Source organism: Caldicellulosiruptor morganii, from assembly GCF_026810225.1.
Taxonomy (GTDB): domain Bacteria; phylum Bacillota; class Thermoanaerobacteria; order Caldicellulosiruptorales; family Caldicellulosiruptoraceae; genus Caldicellulosiruptor; species Caldicellulosiruptor morganii.
This window is the reverse complement of sequence record NZ_CP113865.1, coordinates 1,180,485-1,201,962: the sequence shown is the minus strand read 5'-3', so window position 1 is coordinate 1,201,962 and position 21,478 is coordinate 1,180,485. Positions and strand designations below refer to the sequence as shown.

Sequence of the window (21,478 nt, the reverse complement as noted above, 5' to 3'; positions counted from 1 at the left end):
AAAAGAATTCGGAGACAAACGGTAAAATGTCAAGAGGGTTTTTAAGAAAAATTTTTTAGATTATTAGGCGAAAAAAGACAATAAAATACCGAGCCGCTCAGCATGGAAAAATTTAACTGGCAGCTTGTTTAGAGAAGATTATTAAACTAAAAATTTGAGATTAACTAAGTATTGTAAACATCACCTCTTTCTTCATATATTTGACCTTTGCTGAGCATGGCAAAGATCAAAGGAATCAAACGTCTTGCAGTGAGGACGAGGGCACGTTTATGCTGATGCTTGGTAACCTCTGAGAACTTCTTGTTGTAGAAAGCTTTGTAGCGTACTGTGTGCACCCTTACACAGTTAGCAGCTTCAACAAGATAGTATCTCAGGTATTGGTTACCACACTTAACTAATGAGACATCTTGGGCATTGAAATTGCCTGACTGATATTGGGTCCAAACCAGGCCAGAGTATTTAGCTAAAGCAGCTTCATTTTTGAAGCGCTTGATATCACCGATTTCAGCGATGATGCCGGCTGCAAGGACATCTCCTATGCCAGGGATAGTGGTCAAGGTTTGGGAGAAAGCTTTAAGAAGTTTAGAGATTTCTTTGTCGAGCTTTTTAAGTTGTTCTTGCATAAATCTAATGTTTTCAAGTGTCATAGAAAGAGCTAAGTCGTTAGCTTCAGCCAACAAGGGATGTAAACGGAAAGCACGATTTGCAGCGGTTTTAAGTATTTCAGCGATTTTATTGACATCTGACAATCTGTTATTGCCGTTGTGAGATACAAATTTGATTAAGTCTTCTAATGGCATGGAGGCAATGTCATCTGGGGTAAAGTTTTCGATGATAGCAACAGATGCTTTACCAAAGATATCTGAAAATGGACAGTCTTGAGAGTAAGTAGAGAATTTAAGGTATATGAGATTGAGAGCTCTGTTTTTTTCGCGAGTTAGATTATGAACAAGGTGGTAGCGCATTCTGGTAAGACGTTGCAGCGCAGCATATTTGAAGTCAGGTAAAGGTGTTGGATTTAGTTTACTGAACCTGACACATTCAGCAATAATGATGGCATCGATATTATCTGTTTTAGGCAAGAAAGTGTAGATTTTCTTAAATCCTTTGACGATGCTTGGGTTAAGTACGTAGAAGGTTGGTTTGTAAGGTAGTAGTTCAGAAGAAGAAGCAAGATGAAGGTGAAGGTGCCATGTGTAATGTGAAGTAGCTTCCATGCCAAACTTGACAAAGGATAGATTGTACTGATTGAGGCAATTGATAACTCTTTGGATTAATTCGTTAGCCCCTTGTTGATCGTTTGGCAAAGAAAAAGGTTTTTTGATTAAGTGGTTTCCGGCATCATCGACGAAGAAGATGGAATTTGACTGACTACTTATATCAATGCCCACAATTAAAGTGTTTGGCAATTGAAAGACCTCCTTTTTGCAAGTAGTGGTAAGAAAAAGAGTTAAGCCCTTTATCCCTGGGGATTACATGACAATAGCAGCCTCGCCGATATTAGAGCTACGGAGCAGTTTACAGGGTGCACACATCTGATATGCTCAAATCAGATGTGGTAAACTGACCGTGCACAGCAAACGAGTAAACATTACTCATGTAATCCTTTGGGGTTCAGTCTCTCACAAGCTGTGGCGTGCAGTTATCAAAGCACGTCCAGCAGGGGTGAGCCAAAAATATCCAACAAACTAAAATCAGGCTTAACTTTTTTCTGATTTTAGTTTACCAAAGATAAAGGGCAAATTTAAGCTGTAGCAGTCAATTTTAATATTCAATTTTTAAGAAGTGAGTGTTTAGGGAAGAGAATTTAATTTAATGAATTTCCAGTAATCAATTGGTACTAATAATTTAATGTACCAATTGAGATATGAATCTTTGATTGATTTGATAATCATATTATACGAGGGGTGTTAAAAATGAAAAACAAAATGAAGAGAATATTAGCTATCATTGTTTGTATTAGCTTTATATTAACCTTTTTGCCTATCAATTCTGTCAGCTTTGCAAAACCAAAATATGATGTTTGGAAAGATAAAATAAAAATCTACGATGCCGATAAAAAAATCAAGAGAGCAGAAGCAGAGTACGAAGGATATAAGTATATTGCTACGTTTGACAAAGATACAAATGAGATAAAATTAAAAGTCAAGCCACTTAACACTAAAAAGTTTGATAAAAGTTTGGACAATTCAAGTCTAAATGAAGAAAGAAACTTTTCTGTAAAAGTAGAATACTTTGATGGTGAAAATTTAAAGGCAAAGCTAATTGATGAAAAAACAAAAGAGGAGTATAATATTGGTGATTCTGATACTGTTTCGGCACAGTTTGTAATTGCCTTGCCTATTGCTTTAGAATTAAGTGAAGTTCTAATTGCAATTTTGTTAGCTTCACTATCTGCAATTGTGATTGGTGGTTATACTTACGTTGTAGTTAATAAAGTTTTAGACAAAATAAAAACAAAACAAACATATGATTATTATATGTCTGTTATAAGATTCGGAAAAGTCTTTGTAGGACCTGCCATTAGTAAAGAAGAAGCAATAATTCGAGTGAGAATGGCAGACCTAGTCTTGCAACTTCAAGGAGATGAAGAAAAAGCAAAATATGATTATAATGTTTTTTGCAGAACAGAGGATCTCGCTCGAACATTAGCTATATCGACACATGGTAAATATCAAAAAGATCCTCCACATCAAAATAGTCCTTTTTATTTTCCTCATTATCATGGCATGCTTACTGCTACAAAACATGCCCCTGCGCATATGTTTTATCCAAATTAACTAGTTTATTGCAAACTTATAAAATTAATGAAATAACTTGATAAAAACTAAGGGGTTATCTTAAAATGAAAGTAGGTAACCCCTTATTTTAACCTTTTCTATATTACGAAATATCACGAGTATCAAATGTTTTATTAAAAATATTACCTATTTTTGTGAGGTGTCAATAAGTGCATAAAATAACTTTTATGGGACACTTGTTTGAGCCCCAAATTGTACTATCAGAAAATCCACTAAAAAAACATTACAACTTAAGGCTCTTATATCACAAAGAAACTTTGTTTATAGCAACAAGAGAGGAAAATTCTAACTCAAAAATTACAAACTTACTTTTATATTCCCTTGAGAAAGATAAATATCTTCATTTGTTAAGTGATTATAAATTAAAAACATCATTAGATGATATTATTGGAATTGATAGGTTAAAGAAAGTTGTTTATGGATTATCTATAAATTATAGTTTATCCACTTTTTCTATATTAAAGATAGATGTTCTAAATCACATTGAGGAAAATTTGTATGAAATAAAATTACCTTATAACTCATTAGTTGAACTTGATAAGTTTTCAGGGCAAAATGAATTTTTTTGTCAAACAAAAATTTTAGATGATAGATATTCTATTTTTACATTAGAAGTACAAACAAAATCAATTAATTATAGAAAGTCAAAATCATTTCTTTTTTTCTTTGATTTTTTATTAGAAAAAATTTATGATCTTTCATATATTTCTGAAAAGATTATAAGAAAGCTTAATTTGAGTAAAACTACACTGCTACGTGGAAAATATATTTTATTTGAAACTGGCAGAATTGGTGATTCTGAAAAATTTGATATTATCTTTGAAGCTATACAAGAGAAAGGCAAAAATTTTGACCATACAGATTTTTCTGTTAAACAAACTATGATAATCTATCCTCTTGAAAAATTTTTAGAAGATATTTCAAACTGTAATTTAAGTTTTGAAAAATATTGTTTTGAAAAAACTGATTTTCAAGCTGTTATTCTAACCGACTGTCGGTGGTTTGAAAATGATGAGTATTTTTATATAAAAACTTTTACTACAGAAAATAAGTCAGAACTTATAAAAGTAAAGGTTTCAAACAAGGGTGTCGAAAAAAAAGAAATTATCTGCAGACTTAATGAAAGAATTATAAGTGACTCAATTTTTGTAAAAGAAAGAATATTAGATTATGGAAAATTAATTGATGAAAATTTATTTTATGTTGTAATAGTTAGCAGAATAAGTCCATATTGTTCTAAAATTTCAATCTTATATATTGGAAAATGCATTGACAAAAAAGATTATTATTTTGAATTTAAAGAAAAAGAAAACGTTATTAAAATAAATATTTTTGAAAACTATATGATTACTTGCAAAATGTGTTTTGATGAAAAAGATATATACACAAATACCGACAATCTTCATTTAGCTTATAAATGCTATAGTTTCCCTGACAAACAACTTATTTATTCCTTAGATGGCATTCACATGTTATACAAAGAGTTAATTTTTAGAAATCCTTTCGATAAAACTGAAACACTTTTTTATTTTTACTAAAGGACAGCTAGTATGTGTTTGCAATTAATATCATATAAATTTTGATTCTGGTGTAAAAAGCCTTTTTTCTTTATGAAGAAGTATAAATATAAAATTAGAATTGAATAAATAAACATAAAAATATATGTAGTACAAATTTTTATAGAATTATGTTAGAATCAAAGGAGCAAAAATTACGACAAATGGGGTGTTGTACTTGTTTAGAGAAAATAACAACCATCTCCAACAATCATTATTTGAAAGTGTTAACTTCATGGATTCAAGGATAAAGGCTAAACTTGAAAAATCATGGGCTCCCATATTTTATAAATACGTGTTCTGCAACATCGATGAAAAACCCTTTTCAGTTTTATACAGTGATACAGGAAGGGCTAACTTCCCGGTTAACATACTTCTTTCTTTGGAATACATAAAACACCTTAAAAACTACTCTGATGATGAACTTATCGAAAATTTCAACTTCAATTACCTGATAAATTATGCTGTAGGAATAAGAACATTAGGAGGTATGAACCTTTCAGAGAAAACCTTGTATGACTTTAGAACAAGGATATACAAATACCTCATAAAACATCCTGAACAAGAGGACTTAATATTCGGGCAGTTTTTAAATCTTACCATGATTTTTGCCAAAGAAGCAGGTATATGCATGAAAGAACAGCGGATAGACTCCACCATGTTCATGTCAAACATCAAAAAAGCAGGAAGAGTTGCCCTTGCCTTTGATGTACTTTACAGGGCAGTAAAATCCATTCCTGAAGACAGACTTTCAGAGAACCTAAAAAAGTTCTCAACCCTGAATTTAGGACAGAAGTGATACACAAAACCAAGCCTTCAGAAGGCGAAAGCAGGCTGGAAATGCTCTTGAATCTTTGCCAAGAAACAAAAGAAACAATTGAAAACATTTCTGAACTAAAAAACTCCGATGCGTATAGGATCCTTGAAAGATTTTTGTCGGAACAGGCGTACTACGACGAACAAACCAAGAAGCTCAAGGCCAAAGATAGCAAAAGTATACCCAGCGATTCTCTTCAGTCAGCATATGATGAGGATGCTACTTATCGCAAGAAGGGGAACAAAGCTGAAAGCGGATATGTTTTAAACCTTAGCGAAACCTGTGCAAAAGAAAATTCTTTTCAGCTCATAACAGACTATACGGTAGAAAAGAATATAAAGAGTGATGTAGAGCTTTTAAAAGAGAGACTACCTATTATAAAACAGAATACAAAATGTCAAGAAGTCTATGTAGACGGTGGTTATTACTCCAAAGAAGTAGTACAAATTGCAAAAGAGAACTGTGTAGAAGTTCATTTTACTGATTTAAACGGTAGGAAGCCTGTTAGGATGTCAGTGAGCGAATATGAAATAGATGAAGAGACGAAAGTGATAAAAAAATGCCCAAGGGGAATAATACCCATTCATGCAAGTGTTAAGAAAGGGCAGACGGTAGCCCATTTTCCAAAAGAAGCCTGTGCAAAGTGTGAATTAAAAAATCAATGTTATTGCAAAGAGCAAAAAAAAGATTATGTGGTGAGGGTAAATCTAAAATCGATAGAAGCAGCCAAACAACGGGAAAAGATAGAATGCAGGTGTGAGGGAAACAAGAGCAAAAGAGCAGCAATAGAAGGTACTAATTCAGCCTTGAAGAGGGGTCATGGTCTTTCGAAACTTCGAGTAAGGGGACTTGTAAAATGTAGAGTAAACGTAGGTTTAAAGGTATTGGCCCAGAATTTTAAGCGTTTTGCAAGATACATGTTGGAACGAGCTAAAAAAGCTATTGGAGAGAGGCAGGGGGGAAGTGCGCCCGTATTGGTGCAATAAATGGTAATAACGTATTATAAAGGTAATACATAAGTTTTTCTCGGCAGATTTTAGACTGGATTTTTGTTATCACAGGCATAAATTACCACAATTTACCTGAATAAATTTTCAAAGTACAGAAAGGCAGATTCTAAAATTGAGTTTTTACACTAGAATCATTTTTAAATTGTGAAAATGTTTTACCAACCCCAATGCAAAATCTGGATTATCTTTAAAGTTTTCTATATGCTTATTTGTAACTGTCATTTCTATGCCTAATTTAAAATTTCTTATCTTGTTCATAAGGTTAATTATTTTTACAACGTCTTCATGAACACTTCTTTTAACATTTTTGTATTTTCTATGCTCATCATTGATACCTTTATCTCCATCAAGACTTACTGTTACCCCTATATTATAACTGTTAAAAAGTTCTATTGCTTTTTCATTTATTAATGTTCCATTTGTCGAAATAGAAAATTTTGGTGTATTTAATCCAATAGATGAATAGTATTCGTTGACCCAATAACACAATCTTTCAATTAAATCTAAATTAAGTAGTGGCTCTCCACCAAAAAACTGAATTGACTTTATACCCTTGGCAAAAGTTTTTGTAAAGAAAACAACTGAATTTTTTGCTGTTTCAAAATCCATAAAAAAGTTTCCACTCTGTTTGCCGTATGAACCTCCGTGAGCGTAACAATAAGAACAACTAAGATTACATGCTTGCGATATCACTAATATTAACCTAGAACAAACATCATCTTCTTTTTCTTCCTGAGTAATTTCATTACTCCCATTGAAGTAAAAATTTTCTTTTAAACTGCTTATCAATCTCTCTTTCTCATTCTCGTCAAGCTTTAACAACTGCTCTCCAAGCTTTGGTGGAAGCAAAAAGTATTTTAACTGTTCATGATTAAACAAAATATACTTATCGTCTAGGTTATAAATATGAACACTCATAAACTTCTGTCCTCCCTGTGCTTATTCTTTGTACAAAGCATTTATTAGCTGCAATTTCACTGCTTTTCGCGAAGCTAAATAGCCTGCTAACAGTGGGGAAATTAGTCCCATCACAGTACAGGTTATAAATAGCAGCGTATTGTCAGTAATATAATTCCACTTAATTATATAAACTAGTAATCTTGACAGCAAGATTCCTGGAATTAACCCTATAAATGTTCCTAAAATTCCAATAATGGCACATTCAAAAATATAAAATGCAGCTATTTGTAAATTTGATGCACCGACAACTTTCATAATTCCTATTTCTTGATACCTTTCATATACTGTTGTAATCATTGTGTTTGTAATGTTAGCTACAGAAATTAAAGATACCATTATAATTACAACTAGTATAAAGAAATATATATACCTAAACCAGTTATTAATTGCTTTGAGAACGTCCATTCTTGACACTGCAATAACACTCAAACCCCATCCTTTTAACTCACTCTTTATTAAATTGTCGCTATTCAGTATTCTTTCTATTTCTTTACATGTACTTTCTAGAAAATTGATACTATTGACTTTTGCACTTATCATCCCATACTTTTTATTGCTAAATGCATCTATATCAACAGGTGCTGCTATCATAAAATTGATCAAATCAGGGGTATCTGAAAACATCTGTGGCTTTTGCAGTTTGAGAATACCACATACTGTAAATATATACTTTCTGTTGCTGTCTTCAATTTCAATCTTATCGCCAACTTGAATACTCCCTATTTCTGCTATCTTTGCACCTATAACCACTTCGTTGCCTTTTTTAAAAATTCGTCCATGCTCTATAATTGCACCTAAATTGTCTAAAAAGAGTTTTTTCGTTCCTATAATACGAGTAAAGACGCTTTTTCTCTGACCTTTACTATTTACAGCCGTAATGCTATCAGGCGACCACACTTTTACCCCGACAACATTTTTCAAACTTGAGATTTTTTTTATCATGTCTATATGAGAATCATCAAAAATAGGATAACTATAATAATAACTTGCTCGGCTTTCAGGCCTGCCTTGCACTATGCTTATGACTTTTTCATCAGAAACCTTCATTTCTGTATACATTTTATCCTTGAAACTTCCTGCCATAATAATTATAACCGTGACCAAAAATACTCCCAAGGTTATGTTAAACATGCTCAGTACAAATCTTATTTTGTTGTTCTTTATGCTCGACAGAGAAAACTTTATGTACTCAACTATTGAACTCATAGATTGTTGCTTTCCTCCTTATCTCACCTGAACTATTTTTTTGTTTGATATAGTAATTACTTTCTGTGCTCTCTTTGCCACCTTTTCATTATGTGTAACCACAACTATTGTGGTTTGAAGTTCTTTATTGATATTCTCAAAGATAGATAATATCTGCTCTTCATTAGCTTCATCTAAATTTCCTGTCGGTTCATCAGCAAGCAAAATCAATGGCTCATTTATCAAAGCCCTACCAATTGCTAGACGTTGCTTTTCACCACCACTTAAGAAAAATACTTTTGAGTCTAATTCTTTATAAGCTAACCCAACTATTTCTAATATTCTTTTCACTCTTGCTAATCTTTCCTTTTTAGATACTCCAGAAAAAAACAATGGGAGTTCTAAATTTTCTTTAACCGAAAATCTGTTAATCAGATAAAATTGTTGAAATACAAAACCTATTTTTTTTCTTCTTATTGTTGTAAGTTCCTTATCATTTAAATTCGATATATCAGTTCCATCTATTATAACCTGTCCTTCATCTGGCTTCTCTATAGTTCCTATTATTCTCAAAAATGTTGACTTTCCTAATCCAGACCTCCCTACCATGGCAACAAATTCACCTTTGGAAATAGCAAAACTTGTTTTTGAAAGTATTATATTTTGTTTATCACCATCTTTATAGCTTTTAGAAATGTTTGATAATAAAATTATACTTTTTTGCATAAAAATTTTGTCCTCCTTTTATCAAAATTGCACTTCAAAAAGATTTTATATGCCTCTTTCTGAAGTTATAAATACTTTATTAAATATTTAAAGCAGGGGGGACCATATCCCTTTTTTAGCCTGTGTTAATTATCTACAAAGTCCGCCACAGCCACAACCTGAAGCAGGGGTCACAATTTCTTCTAGTGTCTCTATCTCGCTTAAATCCAAATCCTGAGTTTCTAATACTTCTTTCAATTCCTCTAAAAAGTTCTTCTCTATCATTTTGGGCTCCTCCTTTCTTCTTTTGAATCTCTAGGGATATGATCTCCCTGCTTGCAAACAACTTTTAATTTATTAATGCATTTTGCAATCTTTTTAAAACACTTTCTTCTAAGACAGATAACTTTATTAACTCTTCGCCGCAAATATATAATTTTTCTTCTAATCTTGTCTTGATTTCTAAATTTTCAGAAAGTTTTTTCCATTTACTTGCAATTTCTTCAAACTCGCAAGCAAATTCTTCAAGAATACTTAAGTTTCCAACTTGGCTTGCTTCTTTCAAAAAGTAGGCATATATCATTCTGTAAAAAGTTTGCGTAGGTTCATACTCCCTTAAATATAAGTTTATCATCCTTAGTTGTAAATTGATTAAATGATTATTTTTTTGTATGTTTGCATATGTTCTTAGCTTTTTTATCTCTTCACCTAAAAGTTTCATTGCCAAGACACCCGAAGTGGCATTTGGAGTTAACAAACTTTTACAGTTTGAAACTATAGCATCTCTAATGAGCTTTTCATCATATAAGCGTGTAACTTCATTACTAATACTCATGGTATAAATTCTCCCCTTTGGTGCAAATGGTTGCCAATTAGATATTCGTGCCAAATACAGTTTGTTCGACGGATACCAAATTAAATTTTCAGAAACAAAATCATACAACGCAAACTCTACCTCATCTTTTATGCGATATCCCACTACCAATACTGAATGTAATCCAAAATGTTTTTTTCCATATAGTTCATTGATATAATCCAAATAAAATCTATCAACATCTGCTATTACTGGAATATCGTTGTCAATCAGATTAATCAAATCTTGATTGTTATCGGCTGCATTATATTTATTAGGGTAAAATACGCTTAACTTTAATCCGATTTTTCTTGTGAAAATCCTTTCTACATCAATTTTTCTCCCTATCATAACAATTAAAGGTATCTTTGTTCTTCTTTCCTGCCAGTAGCAAAATGCCAAACCTTCCCCAATTCCAAAACAATAATATGGTAATATAAAACTCTTTTTGTAGTATCCTACCATATCACAAAAGCTTTGAATTCTACAGTCAACCAATGAACCTCTTTTTGGTTTTATATCTGAAATTATTTTCATTTTTATCACCTGTAGTAATAGTATACCTCTTCAGTGTTAAATTAGAATTAAATAAACGTTAAACTTCTGTTAAATTTTTCTTGGATTATTTTAGATTGGTATATTACCTTTTCCTGTAGAGCAAGTACTAAATATATATTGCTCTAAAGATGATCCTAACCATCCAGCTCTAAAACAACTCTCAGAAAACTTGCTTGATTGCTTTATGCTCTCAGAAAAGGCTGTTTACCTTGCTAAAAACGAAAACGACAAATGTAATGGTTTTTACGACAGAAAACTTGCAACACCTATTGGCAGTCTGGAAATCTCTATCCTTCGTACACGCTCTAGTAACTTTTGACCTTCCATCCTACCTGACCGTTATTATAAAAGAGTTGATAGTTCACACACCGACCTACTTATGTCTTTAGTCGTCAACGGTTCCTCTGAAAGTTCTCTGAGGATACCTTTTTTGTTGTGTTTTGTTGTAAGTTGTACAACTTACCTGCCGTATTTTACCAGGAGGTACCTCCTTCTTGCAAATCTCATTTTACTTCATTTTCACTCATTTTCGTTCATTACAAGAATGCTCATGTATTACAACATAATGAAATAGCTTGCCATCTATCAGTACATGTGCTATACACGGAAGTGGTATTTTCTCAAATATTGCCTCCTTAGTTTCTGCTCTGACTGCTTTTGCTTCAAATCCAAGCTTTTCTGCTGCTTTTACAACTCCATATGCTGTGGTGCCAAACCTGTCTGTCCCTGCCATCTCTCTTATTCTGGCTATTGATACTTCTTTTCCATACTGCAGGCAAATTGTTGCTAAAGTCGCTGCCGCACAATCTGTTATATCATGCTGCTTTACACAATAGTATCTCCTTCTCATTTCTTCATCCCACTTGATTCTTTAGTCTCTTAGTTTCTTTATTCTCTTATTTAGAGCATTTTATTCTCAAACTATTTTTTCTGTAAACTTCTTCTTGGAATTTCTATGCAAATTTTATCTTATACATTTTCACACTGTCAATCCCGTTTTTTTTTTTTTTTTTTTGTCCATTTTCAGCTAAATTTTGAGCTCAGAATACTCTTTTCTTTAAATAGCTTAAAATTTCTTCAATTTTCTTGAGTTTATAACAAGGCTAAATCTGCAAATAGTTAAAATATATAGTTTGTTTAATAAAAGAAATAACCATATAGAGTAAATATAGCAACAAAAGAAAAAAGCCCCATTGTGTTATAATTTTAATTTAGAGAAAACCTACGACAAAATATAAGGGAAGATAAAAAATAAAGAATGGAACGACTAAGGAAATATAATCTGTTTCAGAGAATAACTCGTTTAGTTTATAGAGTTAAAAAGGGTATATCAGGAAGAACAGTTTATCTTAAATGTACAAAATTATCCTTACACCCCTCATAGATGGTAAGATAAATGGAATTTTTTAGACCTCATAATGGTAAAGGAAGGAATGAATGAAAAGACACCAGTTGAAAAATTCATAGATTGTAAATATGTCTTCTCACCATGTGTTTAAAGACAAAAAAGGATTTACTACTTTTATTTTCCCAAAATACTGACCAGAATTTAAATCTTCACTCCATACTACCGAACATCTCAAATTTATAGCGCTGCAAAGTATCAAAGCATCCCAAAAAGATATCTTATATCTTTGTGAAAGCTTGATAGCTTCTAAAATATCTTTTACTTCAATTGTAACTACCTTCCATAAACTTAAGTCTGATATGATTTGAAAAGCGCTATCAAAACTTAAAGGATTTTTAACCTTTTTTGTAACAACAACAAGAAATTCTTGAAGAACTTGAGTGCTCAGCGCACCATTTCTTTCTTTCCAAAGTTTCTCCACAATTTGTTTAGCTACTGGGTGTTTGTCCCCTGCAGATTTATCATAAGCATACACCAAAATATTTGTGTCAACAAATTGATAGTTACTTTCTTTCATATAAATCTTCTCTCCTCCACGTGATTGTTCCACCTGTTCCAAGGTCAAATCCTTCTTCTAAAAGTTTAAGATGTTGTAAATAGACTTTTTGATATGATTCTTCTCTATCTACAAGTTCCTCTAACAAGCTTGTAAGCAGCGCAGAAATGGATGTGTTTCTTTCAACAGCAATATGTTTTACCTTTTGAATAAGTTCCTTAGGAAGAGACAAAGTAATATTCTGATATTTACACATACTATTCACCTCCACGTAAAATAGTGTATCACATGTTTACGTGAGATTCAACATTAAGTTTAACGATATTGGAAACAGGAGATAGTATTATTTAAGAAATCTAATTGGTGATGTATTATTCACTAATCAACTTATGTAATAGGGAAGTATAAAAATAGGGTGGAATATACAATTTCCACCCTTTTGTCTTCCTCATCTATCTTTTAAAACCCAAAATATTCTTTTGCATTATAATAACACACGCTTTGAACTATTCTACCAAGTGTCTCCAAATCATATGGATATTCACCGTTTTCTACCCACTCGCCAATCAAATTGCAAAGAAGTCTTCTAAAATATTCGTGTCTTGCATATGACAAAAAGCTTCGAGAGTCTGTTACCATTCCGACAAATCGACTCAAGAGCCCAAGATTTGCAAGGTCTTTCATCTGCTGAAGGTTGCCATCTTTGCTATCATTGAACCACCAAGCTGCACCAAGCTGCATTTTGCCAGGAATGCTACCATCCTGGAAAGATCCCATAATTGTTGCAAGAACATAGTTGTCTTTTGGATTTAAAGAATACAGAATTGTCTTGGGCAGGGAATCTTCTTTCTCCAATGAATCTAAGAATTTGACAAGTGCAAAGGCTATATGACCGTCGTTTATTGAATCATACCCTGTGTCAGGTCCCAGAATATTGAACATTCTTGTATTGTTGTTTCTCAGGGCATTTATATGAAGCTGCATTGCCCAGCCAAGACTTGAATAAACTTTCCCTAAGAATCTCAATGTATACGTTTTATATTTTGCAACTTCAATTTCTGTAAGTTTCTCACCTTTTAAAGCTTTTTTGAAAATATCAGCTGCTTCATCAAAAGACGCATCGGCAAAAACCATATCATCCATAGCATGGTCAGAAGCACGACATCCCACAGAATGGAAAAACTCTGCTCTTGACTTTAAGGCATCTAAAAACTCATCATAGCTTTCTATCTTCTTACCATAAACTTCTCCAAGCTTTTCTACCCACGGGATGAAGGTTTCTCTTTCTATATTTACACCCTTGTCAGGTCTGAAAGTAGGATAAACTTTTACATTGAAATCTTTTTCATTTTTCAGTTTTAAATGATACTCAAGTGTATCAACAGGGTCGTCTGTTGTGCAGATCACTTCCACATTGGACTTCAAAATTATATCTCTTGCACCAAGCTCTTTGAGAACTTTGTTTGCCTTTTCCCAAATGATAGGTGCAGATTTTTCATTTAATATATCATCTATTCCAAAGTATCTTTTGAGTTCTAAATGTGTCCAATGATAAATTGGGTTTCCTATTGCCATTGGAATGGTCTTTGCCCATGCCAAGAACTTTTCATAGTCATCTGCGCTACCTGTTATATACTTTTCTTCAATGCCATTTGCTCTCATAAGCCTCCACTTGTAATGGTCCCCTCCAAGCCAAAGCTCTGTTATGTTTTTAAACCTCTTGTTTTCATAAATTTCCTTTGGATTTAAATGACAGTGAAAATCAATGATTGGCATATCCTTTGCATATTTTTCGTACAGCACTTTGGCGGTCTGGTTACTCAAGAGGAAATCCTCATCAATAAATCTTTTCATCTTTCCAAACCTCCTTGAAACTTGTTTCAACATAATTTCCAAAAGATTCAACAAAATTCTTAACATATCCTGTTTGAATATATTATAAAATGAAAAGAGGGAAAGTTCAACACTTTCCCTCTTTCTTTATTCTATTGCAAATTCAAAAACTTTCCTTTGGACTTTTGTGGAGTTATTTTTTCTTCAAGTTAAAGAATGCATTCATGCCTGGATATACTGCAATGCTGCCAAGCTCTTCTTCTATTCTCAGGAGCTGATTGTATTTTGCTACTCTATCTGTTCTTGACGGTGCACCTGTCTTAATCTGCCCTGCATTTACTGCAACAACAAGGTCAGCAATCGTTGTATCTTCTGTCTCGCCTGATCTGTGGGATACAACAGCGGTGTAACCTGCTCTGTTTGCCATCTCAATTGCTTCCAAAGTTTCTGTGAGTGTTCCTATCTGGTTAAGTTTAATTAATATTGAGTTTGCAACGCCAAGCTCAATTCCCTTTGCAAGCCTCTTTGTGTTTGTAACAAATAAATCATCACCAACAAGCTGAATCTTGTTGCCAAGAGCTTCAGTGAGCATCTTCCAGCCTTCCCAGTCCTCTTCCGCAACGCCATCTTCAATTGATACAATCGGGTACTTTTCAACAAGTTTTACCCAGAACTCTACCATCTCTTCTTTTGTTCTAACTTTACCTTCTCTTTCAAAATGATACTTTCCATCTTCTTCATTGTAGAGCTCAGATGTTGCAGGATCAAGCGCAATTGCAATATCTTTGCCAGGAGTATAACCAGCTTTTTCAATTGCTTCCACAATTACTTCCAATGGTTCTTCGTTAGATTTCAGGTTGGGTGCAAAACCTCCCTCATCACCAACTGTTGTATTATAACCTCTTGCTTTGAGCACATTTCTCAAGTGATGGAATGTCTCGGCACACATTCTAAGTGCTTCGCTGAAAGACTTTGCACCAACCGGCATTATCATGAATTCCTGCAGGTCAACTGAATTGTCAGCATGTTTACCGCCGTTTAGGATATTCATCATAGGAACTGGTAAATATTTAGCATTGACACCGCCTATATACTGGTAAAGTGGAAGTCCCAATGCATTTGCGGCAGCTTTGGCAACTGCCAGGGATACACCCAGAATTGCGTTTGCACCAAGCTTGCTCTTGTTTTCTGTTCCGTCAAGCTCTATCATGAGTTTATCAATCTCAACCTGGTTCAGTGCGTTCATACCGATAATCTCTGGAGCAATCACCTCATTGACATTTTCAACTGCTTTTAGAACACCTTTGCCCATATACCTTTTCTTGTCACCATCTCTGAGCTCAACAGCTTCAAATATACCAGTTGATGCACCGGATGGTACAGCAGCTCTACCAATAAATTCATCATTTACAACAACTTCTACTTCAACAGTCGGATTTCCTCTTGAATCAAGTATCTCTCTTGCTCTTACAGCTGTAATCGAAAGGTCAACCTTCATTTACATATTCCTCCTTCTAAATAATTTTGAGAGTATCTTTTATGTGAATTTATTTAATAATAAGCGAACTTCCTTTCATCTCTGAAGGCTTTTCCAATCCTAAGATGTCTAGGATGGTTGGAGCAATATCTGCCAGGATTCCATCATCTCTCAATTTCACATTGCCATATCCAACAAGATATAAAGGCACCTTATTTGTTGTATGAGCTGTATGAGGTTCGCCTGTTTCATAGTCAATCATCTGTTCACAGTTGCCATGGTCAGCAGTAATAATAGCCACTCCGCCCTTTTCTAAAACTTTGTCGACAACCTTTCCAATACATTCATCCACAGCCTCAACTGCTTTTATTGCAGCCTCAAGCACTCCTGTGTGCCCAACCATGTCACCATTTGCATAGTTGCAAATTATAACATCATATTGATTACTTTCAATTCTCTCAAAAAGAGCTTCGGTTACCTCATAAGCACTCATCTCTGGTTTTAAGTCATACGTTGCAACTTTTGGGGATGGCACCAAAACCCTGTCTTCTCCGACATTTGGTACTTCCACACCGCCATTGAAGAAAAAGGTGACATGAGCGTACTTTTCTGTCTCAGCAATTCGAAGTTGTTTTAACCCTAACTTGCTAAGATACTCTCCCAAAGTGTTTGTCAGGTTCTCTGGTTTGAATGCAACATGGCAATTTTTTATTGTCACATCATACTGGGTCATGCATACAAAGAATACTTCAAAATAGCCTTTTTTTCTTTCAAAACCGTCAAACTCGACATCACAGAATGCTCTTGTGATTTGCCTTGCTCTATCTGGTCTGAAGTTGAAGAAAATAATACTGTCATGTTCATTTATTGTTGCGACAGGTTTTCCATTTTCAAGCACAACAGTCGGAATTACAAACTCATCAGTGTTACCTTTTTCATACGACTTTTCAACAGCCTCTAATCCTGAGCTTGCATACTCACCTTCACCAAAGACCATTGCATTATATGCCTTTTCAACTCTTTCCCATCTTTTATCTCTGTCCATTGCATAGTATCTGCCCATCACTGTTGCAATCTTGCCACAACCAATTTCTTTCATCTTCTGTTCAAGCTCTTCAATGTAGATTTTTGCACTCGAAGGTGGAACATCTCGCCCATCTAAAAAGCAATGAACATATACTTTTTCAAGATTGTGCTTCTTTGCAAGCTCCAAAAGAGCATAAAGGTGAGTGTTGTGACTATGCACACCACCATCTGATAAAAGCCCCATCAGATGAAGAGAAGAGTTATATTTTTTGCAATTTTCTATTGCCATCAAAAACTCTTCTTTTTCAAAAAAGTCACCGTCTTTAATTGACTTTGTTATCCTTGTAAACTCCTGATACACAATTCTTCCAGCACCCAAATTAAGATGACCTACCTCAGAATTTCCCATCTGACCTTCAGGAAGGCCAACGTCCATTCCGCTGCTACCAATCAACGTATATGGATAATTCTTTTCGTAATAGTCAAGGTTGGGGGTCTTACCCAAAGCAACAGAGTTTCCTTCTTGCTTTGGGTTATAACCCCAACCATCCATAATAATAAGCACAACAGGTTTTTTCATTACTCTTTTCCCCTTTACTTGCTATGATTAAAAGTGCAATATCTTTGCAAATTCCTCAGCATTCAAACTTGCTCCACCAACCAAGCCACCATCAATCTCTGGCATATTGAAAATGTCTGCTGAATTTGCAGAGTTTACGCTACCACCATATTGAATTCTAACTTTCTGTGCTGTGTCTTCATCATACATTTCAGCAATAACTTTTCTGATAACCCCAATTACTCTGTTTGCCTCTTCAGGCGTTGCATTCTTGCCTGTACCTATTGCCCAGATAGGCTCATATGCAATGACAACCTTTTCAACATCTTCTTTTGAAACACCATTTAGTGCAATCTTGACCTGAAGTCTTACAAGCTCATCAGTAATACCATATTCTCTTTGTTTTAAAGTCTCACCAACACATACAATAGGCTTCAGACCGAACTTGAGCGCTGCTAACACTTTCTTGTTCACAATCTCATCAGTTTCACCAAAGTACTGCCTTCTTTCAGAGTGACCAATTACCACATACTCAACTCCAACTTCCTTTAACATTGGACCTGAGATCTCACCTGTATATGCGCCTTTTTCTTCATAGAACATGTTTTGTGTTCCAAGTTTGATACTGGTCCCCTCTATTGCCTCTTTGACATATGGTACAAGGATCGAAGGTGCACAGATTACAACTTCTGCCTGCACATCATCTAAGTGTTTTTTTAGCTCTTCAACAAACTCCTTTGCCTCCTGCGGGGTCTTATTCATCTTCCAGTTAGCAGCTATTATTTTTTTTCTTGGATTTTTGTCAAGCAAGCATGCAATACCGGGTAATATCTTTCCTTCCAGGAACTCTAATGATGCTCCACCGCCTGTTGAGATATGTGTCATCTTATCTGCAAAGCCAAGCTTTTCAACAGCTGCAGCTGAGTCTCCACCGCCAATGATAGCAATTGCACCATTTTCTTCAACAGCTTCAGCAACAGCTCTTGCAATGGCTTCTGTCCCTTTTGCAAAGTTTGGAAATTCAAACACGCCCATCGGACCGTTCCAAACAATGGTTTTTGCCTTTTTAATTTCTTTTGAGAACAGCTCAATCGTAGTATTTCCAATATCCATACCCATCATGTCATCTGGCATTGCGTCGGATGGCACATACATATACTCTGTATCATTTTTGAACTCTTTTGCAACAATACTTCCGACAGGCAAAAGCAGATTTACACCTTTTTCTTCTGCTTTTTTCATTATTTCTCTTGCAACATCAAGCTTGTCATCTTCGCACTTTGATTTTCCAATCTTATATCCCTTTGCCTTCAAGAAAGTATATGCCATTGCACCGCCAATTAAAAGGCTATCTACTTTTTCCAGCAGGTTCATAATTACACCTATCTTATCAGATACCTTTGCGCCACCCAGGATTGCAACAAACGGTCTTTGTGGATTTGCGAGTGCATTGCCAAGCATCTCTATCTCTTTTTCCATTAAAAATCCCGCAACCGCCGGTAAGAACTCCGCAACGCCTGCAGTTGAAGCATGGGCTCTGTGAGCTGTTCCGAATGCGTCGTTCACATATATATCAGCAAGAGATGCCAGTGCCTTTGCAAATTCTCTATCATTTTCTTCTTCCTCTTTATGGAATCTCACATTTTCAAGAAGAACCACATCTCCTTCTTTCATCTGCTCAACACACTTTTTTGCATCATCACCTATAACATCTTTTGCAAGAACAACTTCCTTGCCAAGAAGTTCAGAAAGTCTTTTTGCAACAGGTGCCATTGAATATTTTGGATCAAATTTTCCTTTTGGTCTTCCCAAGTGTGAAACAAGTATGACTTTTGCATTATGGTCGATAAGATATTTAATGGTTGGAAGAGCTTCTCTGATTCTCCTGTCATCTGTTATATTACCGTTTTCATCTTGCGGAACGTTAAAATCAACTCTTACCAGCACCCTTTTGCCACTTACATCTATATCGCGAATTGTCTTTTTGTTCAATCTTGGCATGAAACCTCTCACCTCTAAAATTTAAAATTTACTTTTTCAAATCAAGACTGGTCCGGACAAAACACCTGCTCAACTCATTTTCCGGACCAGTCACTTTTTGCTATTATAAGCCTTTATTTACAAGGTAGTTCAGAAGGTCAGCAACTCTGTTGGAATATCCCCATTCATTGTCATACCATGCAACAACCTTAACAAGTGTGTCTTCAATAACCATTGTTGAGAGAGCATCAACGATTGAAGATCTTGGATCTCCTTTATAGTCAACAGAAACAAGTGGCTCCTCACTATATCCCAGAATACCTTTCAATTCGCCTTCTGCAGCAGCTTTCAATACGCTGTTTACTTCCTCTTTTGTTGTTGGTTTTTCAACTTCAAATACAACATCGGTAACAGAAACAGTAGGTGTTGGAACTCTGAGTGCAAAACCATTGAGCTTACCTTTCAAATGTGGAAGAACGAGTGCTACTGCCTTTGCAGCACCTGTTGTTGTTGGAATAATAGATAGAGCTGCTGCTCTTGCTCTTCTCAAATCTTTGTGTGGAAGATCAAGAATTTGCTGGTCATTTGTGTAGGAGTGAACAGTTGTCATAAGACCTCTTTTTACCTTGAAATGATTGTCAATAACCTTTGTAACTGGTGCCAAGCAGTTTGTTGTACATGATGCATTGGAAATAACATGATGTTTGCTCGGATCATACATCTGTTCATTAACACCCATAACAATTGTGATATCCTCATCTGTTGCTGGAGCTGTTATTATAACCTTCTTTGCACCAGCCTGGATGTGTTTTTCTGCATCCTGCTTCTTTGTAAATCTACCTGTTGATTCAATTACAACTTCAACACCCAAATCCTTCCATGGCAGGTTTGCCGGGTCTTTTTCAGCCAAAACTTTTATTTCTTTGCCGTTTACAATGATTGAGTTGTCTGTATAATCAACAGTTCCATTGAATATACCATAACATGAGTCATACTTTAAAAGATGTGCCAGAGTTTTGGGGTCAGTCAAATCATTTACAGCAACTACCTCAAACTCGTTTGGATATTTTGCCAAAATTGCCTTAAAAGCATTTCTACCAATTCTTCCAAAACCATTAATACCAATCTTAACTGCCATTTCCTCTACCATCCTTTCCTTTTTTTATTTTAAACACTGTAGCAACAGCTAAAAGTTGCCACAGTGTCTTTACCTTTTAATATCCACAATTCTTCGTGCGATTCCCTCATCAATCACAAATATCGAACTGTGCTTTATCCCATTTAATGAAAGTACCGCTTCAGCCTTATGTGCACCACCCGCAACTCCTATCATATATTTAATGTTTTTAATTTTTTCAAGTTTTATACCCACTGTGGTTGTACTGTAGACAATATTGCCCTCTCTGTCAAAATAGTAACCAAAGATTTCACCAATCGCACCAACCTGACAGAGTTTGTTTATCATCTCCTGACTGAATTTTCTCCTCTTAGCCATTTCAATTGCATTTCCTATTCCGAATATTAGCATGTCAGCATTGTTAATGTCATTTAAAACATCCTGTACCTCTTCTTTTTTAGCAATCAGATTATATATTTCCTCATCCATAGTATCCGGGAGATGAAGAAGTTTGTACCTTCCACCCAGTTTTTTTGCCAAATTTGCTGCAAGAGTATTTGCCTGCTTTTCAACCTCTTGCCCAATACCGCCCCTTGCAGGTACAACCAAAATATCCTTAAAAGAACATACTGGAAAATTATCGACAACTTCTTTAACTGTTTGTCCTCCTGTTACAGCAATTATCCTGACATTCTGCAGTAGTGGAAGTATAACCTTGCTCGCCACATTTCCCAATTCTTTAAGAACATACGGGTTTGTGTCAGCATCTCCTGGAACAATGAAGACATCTCTGGCACCCAATATATCTTTTACTGTTTGCCTCAAAGACTCCAATCCTTTTATATCATATACCATGTTAGAAAGTTTTTCAAGGAGTTCTTCTCCTTCGTTTGTTAAAATTGTGCCATTATCTGTGATTTTTAATAGTCCAAGACTTCGTAAAATATCTACTTCGTTCCTGACAATTCTTTCAGAAAGTTTTAGCTTTTCTGAAAGCATTCTTCTTCCAATGGGTTGATGATATTTTACATTTTTTAAAACATCATATCTTCTTTCTAATATCTCTACAACTTCAGGAGTTATCTTTTTTAAAATTTCAATAAAATCATCCATTTCACCATTACTCCATCAGGGACA

18 protein-coding genes and 2 pseudogenes are annotated in these 21,478 nt (G+C 34.7%); 5 read left to right on the top strand and 15 right to left on the bottom strand.

What is annotated here, in order from left to right; all coding sequences use genetic code 11:
• Positions 1-164: 164 nt before the first annotated feature.
• Complete coding sequence (locus OTK00_RS05830) at positions 165-1,409, bottom strand: IS110 family RNA-guided transposase (RefSeq protein WP_045169450.1); 1,245 nt, start codon at positions 1,407-1,409, stop codon at positions 165-167.
• Between the two features lie 507 nt (positions 1,410-1,916).
• Between OTK00_RS05830 and OTK00_RS05825 the strand changes: the two genes are divergently transcribed.
• The 4 genes from OTK00_RS05825 (at position 1,917) to OTK00_RS05810 (ending at position 6,160) form a co-directional block, all read left to right on the top strand.
• The gene (locus OTK00_RS05825; protein ID WP_045169449.1) at positions 1,917-2,780 is read left to right on the top strand and encodes a hypothetical protein; all 864 of its coding nucleotides are present in this window, start codon (positions 1,917-1,919) and stop codon (positions 2,778-2,780) included.
• Between the two features lie 170 nt (positions 2,781-2,950).
• A complete protein-coding gene (locus OTK00_RS05820; protein ID WP_108720985.1) occupies positions 2,951-4,339 on the top strand; it encodes a hypothetical protein in 1,389 nt (462 codons plus the stop codon).
• A 253-nt stretch (positions 4,340-4,592) separates the two neighbouring features.
• Entirely contained in the window at positions 4,593-5,156 is a 564-nt protein-coding gene (locus tag OTK00_RS05815; RefSeq protein ID WP_241765460.1) for a transposase, read from the top strand.
• A complete protein-coding gene (locus tag OTK00_RS05810; RefSeq protein WP_268760763.1) occupies positions 5,153-6,160 on the top strand; it encodes a transposase in 1,008 nt (335 codons plus the stop codon). Before OTK00_RS05815 ends, OTK00_RS05810 begins: the two co-directional genes overlap by 4 nt.
• Positions 6,161-6,304: 144 nt before the next feature.
• Here OTK00_RS05810 and OTK00_RS05805 read toward each other — a convergent pair whose 3' ends face one another.
• From OTK00_RS05805 to OTK00_RS05785, 5 genes are all read right to left on the bottom strand, one after another.
• Complete coding sequence (locus OTK00_RS05805; protein ID WP_052670885.1) at positions 6,305-7,102, bottom strand: radical SAM protein; 798 nt, start codon at positions 7,100-7,102, stop codon at positions 6,305-6,307.
• Between the two features lie 21 nt (positions 7,103-7,123).
• Entirely contained in the window at positions 7,124-8,350 is a 1,227-nt protein-coding gene (locus OTK00_RS05800; RefSeq protein WP_045169447.1) for an ABC transporter permease, read from the bottom strand.
• 18 nt (positions 8,351-8,368) lie between these two features.
• Positions 8,369-9,055 (bottom strand): ABC transporter ATP-binding protein, encoded by a 687-nt coding sequence (locus OTK00_RS05795; protein ID WP_045169446.1) that lies wholly within the window; start codon positions 9,053-9,055, stop codon positions 8,369-8,371.
• 129 nt (positions 9,056-9,184) lie between these two features.
• Positions 9,185-9,319 (bottom strand): hypothetical protein, encoded by a 135-nt coding sequence (locus OTK00_RS05790; protein ID WP_268760838.1) that lies wholly within the window; start codon positions 9,317-9,319, stop codon positions 9,185-9,187.
• A gap of 64 nt (positions 9,320-9,383) precedes the next feature.
• On the bottom strand, positions 9,384-10,424 hold the full coding sequence (locus OTK00_RS05785) for a BtrH N-terminal domain-containing protein (RefSeq protein ID WP_045169445.1): 1,041 nt from the start codon (positions 10,422-10,424) through the stop codon (positions 9,384-9,386).
• A 94-nt stretch (positions 10,425-10,518) separates the two neighbouring features.
• Between OTK00_RS05785 and OTK00_RS05780 the strand changes: the two are divergent.
• Positions 10,519-10,863 (top strand): annotated as a pseudogene (locus OTK00_RS05780) (transposase); the annotation flags it as partial.
• A gap of 129 nt (positions 10,864-10,992) precedes the next feature.
• On the opposite strand, the pseudogene OTK00_RS05775 reads toward OTK00_RS05780, so the two are convergent.
• The 9 genes and pseudogenes from OTK00_RS05775 to OTK00_RS05735 form a co-directional block, all read right to left on the bottom strand.
• Positions 10,993-11,295, bottom strand: a pseudogene (locus tag OTK00_RS05775) (cysteine peptidase family C39 domain-containing protein); the annotation flags it as partial.
• A gap of 634 nt (positions 11,296-11,929) precedes the next feature.
• On the bottom strand, positions 11,930-12,370 hold the full coding sequence (locus OTK00_RS05770) for a PIN domain-containing protein (RefSeq protein WP_045169443.1): 441 nt from the start codon (positions 12,368-12,370) through the stop codon (positions 11,930-11,932).
• Positions 12,357-12,605, bottom strand: coding sequence for a DUF6364 family protein (locus tag OTK00_RS05765; RefSeq protein WP_045169442.1), 249 nt, complete (start codon positions 12,603-12,605; stop codon positions 12,357-12,359). The genes OTK00_RS05770 and OTK00_RS05765 overlap by 14 nt, the downstream gene beginning before the upstream one ends.
• Positions 12,606-12,808: 203 nt before the next feature.
• A complete protein-coding gene (uxaC, locus tag OTK00_RS05760) occupies positions 12,809-14,203 on the bottom strand; it encodes a glucuronate isomerase (RefSeq protein WP_045169441.1) in 1,395 nt (464 codons plus the stop codon).
• Between the two features lie 172 nt (positions 14,204-14,375).
• On the bottom strand, positions 14,376-15,680 hold the full coding sequence (eno, locus tag OTK00_RS05755) for a phosphopyruvate hydratase (RefSeq protein WP_045169440.1): 1,305 nt from the start codon (positions 15,678-15,680) through the stop codon (positions 14,376-14,378).
• Positions 15,681-15,729: 49 nt separating this feature from the next.
• Positions 15,730-17,265, bottom strand: a complete 1,536-nt coding sequence (gene gpmI, locus OTK00_RS05750; RefSeq protein WP_045169439.1) for a 2,3-bisphosphoglycerate-independent phosphoglycerate mutase — start codon at positions 17,263-17,265, stop codon at positions 15,730-15,732.
• 27 nt (positions 17,266-17,292) lie between these two features.
• The gene (gene tpiA, locus OTK00_RS05745; protein ID WP_045169438.1) at positions 17,293-19,245 is read right to left on the bottom strand and encodes a triose-phosphate isomerase; all 1,953 of its coding nucleotides are present in this window, start codon (positions 19,243-19,245) and stop codon (positions 17,293-17,295) included.
• Positions 19,246-19,348: 103 nt separating this feature from the next.
• Entirely contained in the window at positions 19,349-20,362 is a 1,014-nt protein-coding gene (gene gap / locus OTK00_RS05740) for a type I glyceraldehyde-3-phosphate dehydrogenase (protein ID WP_045169437.1), read from the bottom strand.
• A gap of 69 nt (positions 20,363-20,431) precedes the next feature.
• Positions 20,432-21,454 (bottom strand): sugar-binding transcriptional regulator, encoded by a 1,023-nt coding sequence (locus OTK00_RS05735; protein ID WP_045169436.1) that lies wholly within the window; start codon positions 21,452-21,454, stop codon positions 20,432-20,434.
• Between the last annotated feature and the right edge of the window lie 24 nt (positions 21,455-21,478).

Bases quoted from the DNA above. Each gene is read 5' to 3' on its own strand.
- OTK00_RS05825 (WP_045169449.1), top strand. From the start codon at position 1,917: ATGAAAAACAAAATGAAGAGAATATTAGCTATCATTGTTTGTATTAGC.
- OTK00_RS05815 (WP_241765460.1), top strand. From the start codon at position 4,593: ATGGATTCAAGGATAAAGGCTAAACTTGAAAAATCATGGGCTCCCATA.
- OTK00_RS05805 (WP_052670885.1), bottom strand. From the start codon at position 7,102: ATGAGTGTTCATATTTATAACCTAGACGATAAGTATATTTTGTTTAAT.
- OTK00_RS05800 (WP_045169447.1), bottom strand. From the start codon at position 8,350: ATGAGTTCAATAGTTGAGTACATAAAGTTTTCTCTGTCGAGCATAAAG.
- OTK00_RS05795 (WP_045169446.1), bottom strand. From the start codon at position 9,055: ATGCAAAAAAGTATAATTTTATTATCAAACATTTCTAAAAGCTATAAA.
- OTK00_RS05790 (WP_268760838.1), bottom strand. From the start codon at position 9,319: ATGATAGAGAAGAACTTTTTAGAGGAATTGAAAGAAGTATTAGAAACT.
- OTK00_RS05785 (WP_045169445.1), bottom strand. From the start codon at position 10,424: ATGAAAATAATTTCAGATATAAAACCAAAAAGAGGTTCATTGGTTGAC.
- OTK00_RS05770 (WP_045169443.1), bottom strand. From the start codon at position 12,370: ATGAAAGAAAGTAACTATCAATTTGTTGACACAAATATTTTGGTGTAT.
- OTK00_RS05765 (WP_045169442.1), bottom strand. From the start codon at position 12,605: ATGTGTAAATATCAGAATATTACTTTGTCTCTTCCTAAGGAACTTATT.
- uxaC (WP_045169441.1), bottom strand. From the start codon at position 14,203: ATGAAAAGATTTATTGATGAGGATTTCCTCTTGAGTAACCAGACCGCC.
- eno (WP_045169440.1), bottom strand. From the start codon at position 15,680: ATGAAGGTTGACCTTTCGATTACAGCTGTAAGAGCAAGAGAGATACTT.
- gpmI (WP_045169439.1), bottom strand. From the start codon at position 17,265: ATGAAAAAACCTGTTGTGCTTATTATTATGGATGGTTGGGGTTATAAC.
- tpiA (WP_045169438.1), bottom strand. From the start codon at position 19,245: ATGCCAAGATTGAACAAAAAGACAATTCGCGATATAGATGTAAGTGGC.
- gap (WP_045169437.1), bottom strand. From the start codon at position 20,362: ATGGCAGTTAAGATTGGTATTAATGGTTTTGGAAGAATTGGTAGAAAT.
- OTK00_RS05735 (WP_045169436.1), bottom strand. From the start codon at position 21,454: ATGGATGATTTTATTGAAATTTTAAAAAAGATAACTCCTGAAGTTGTA.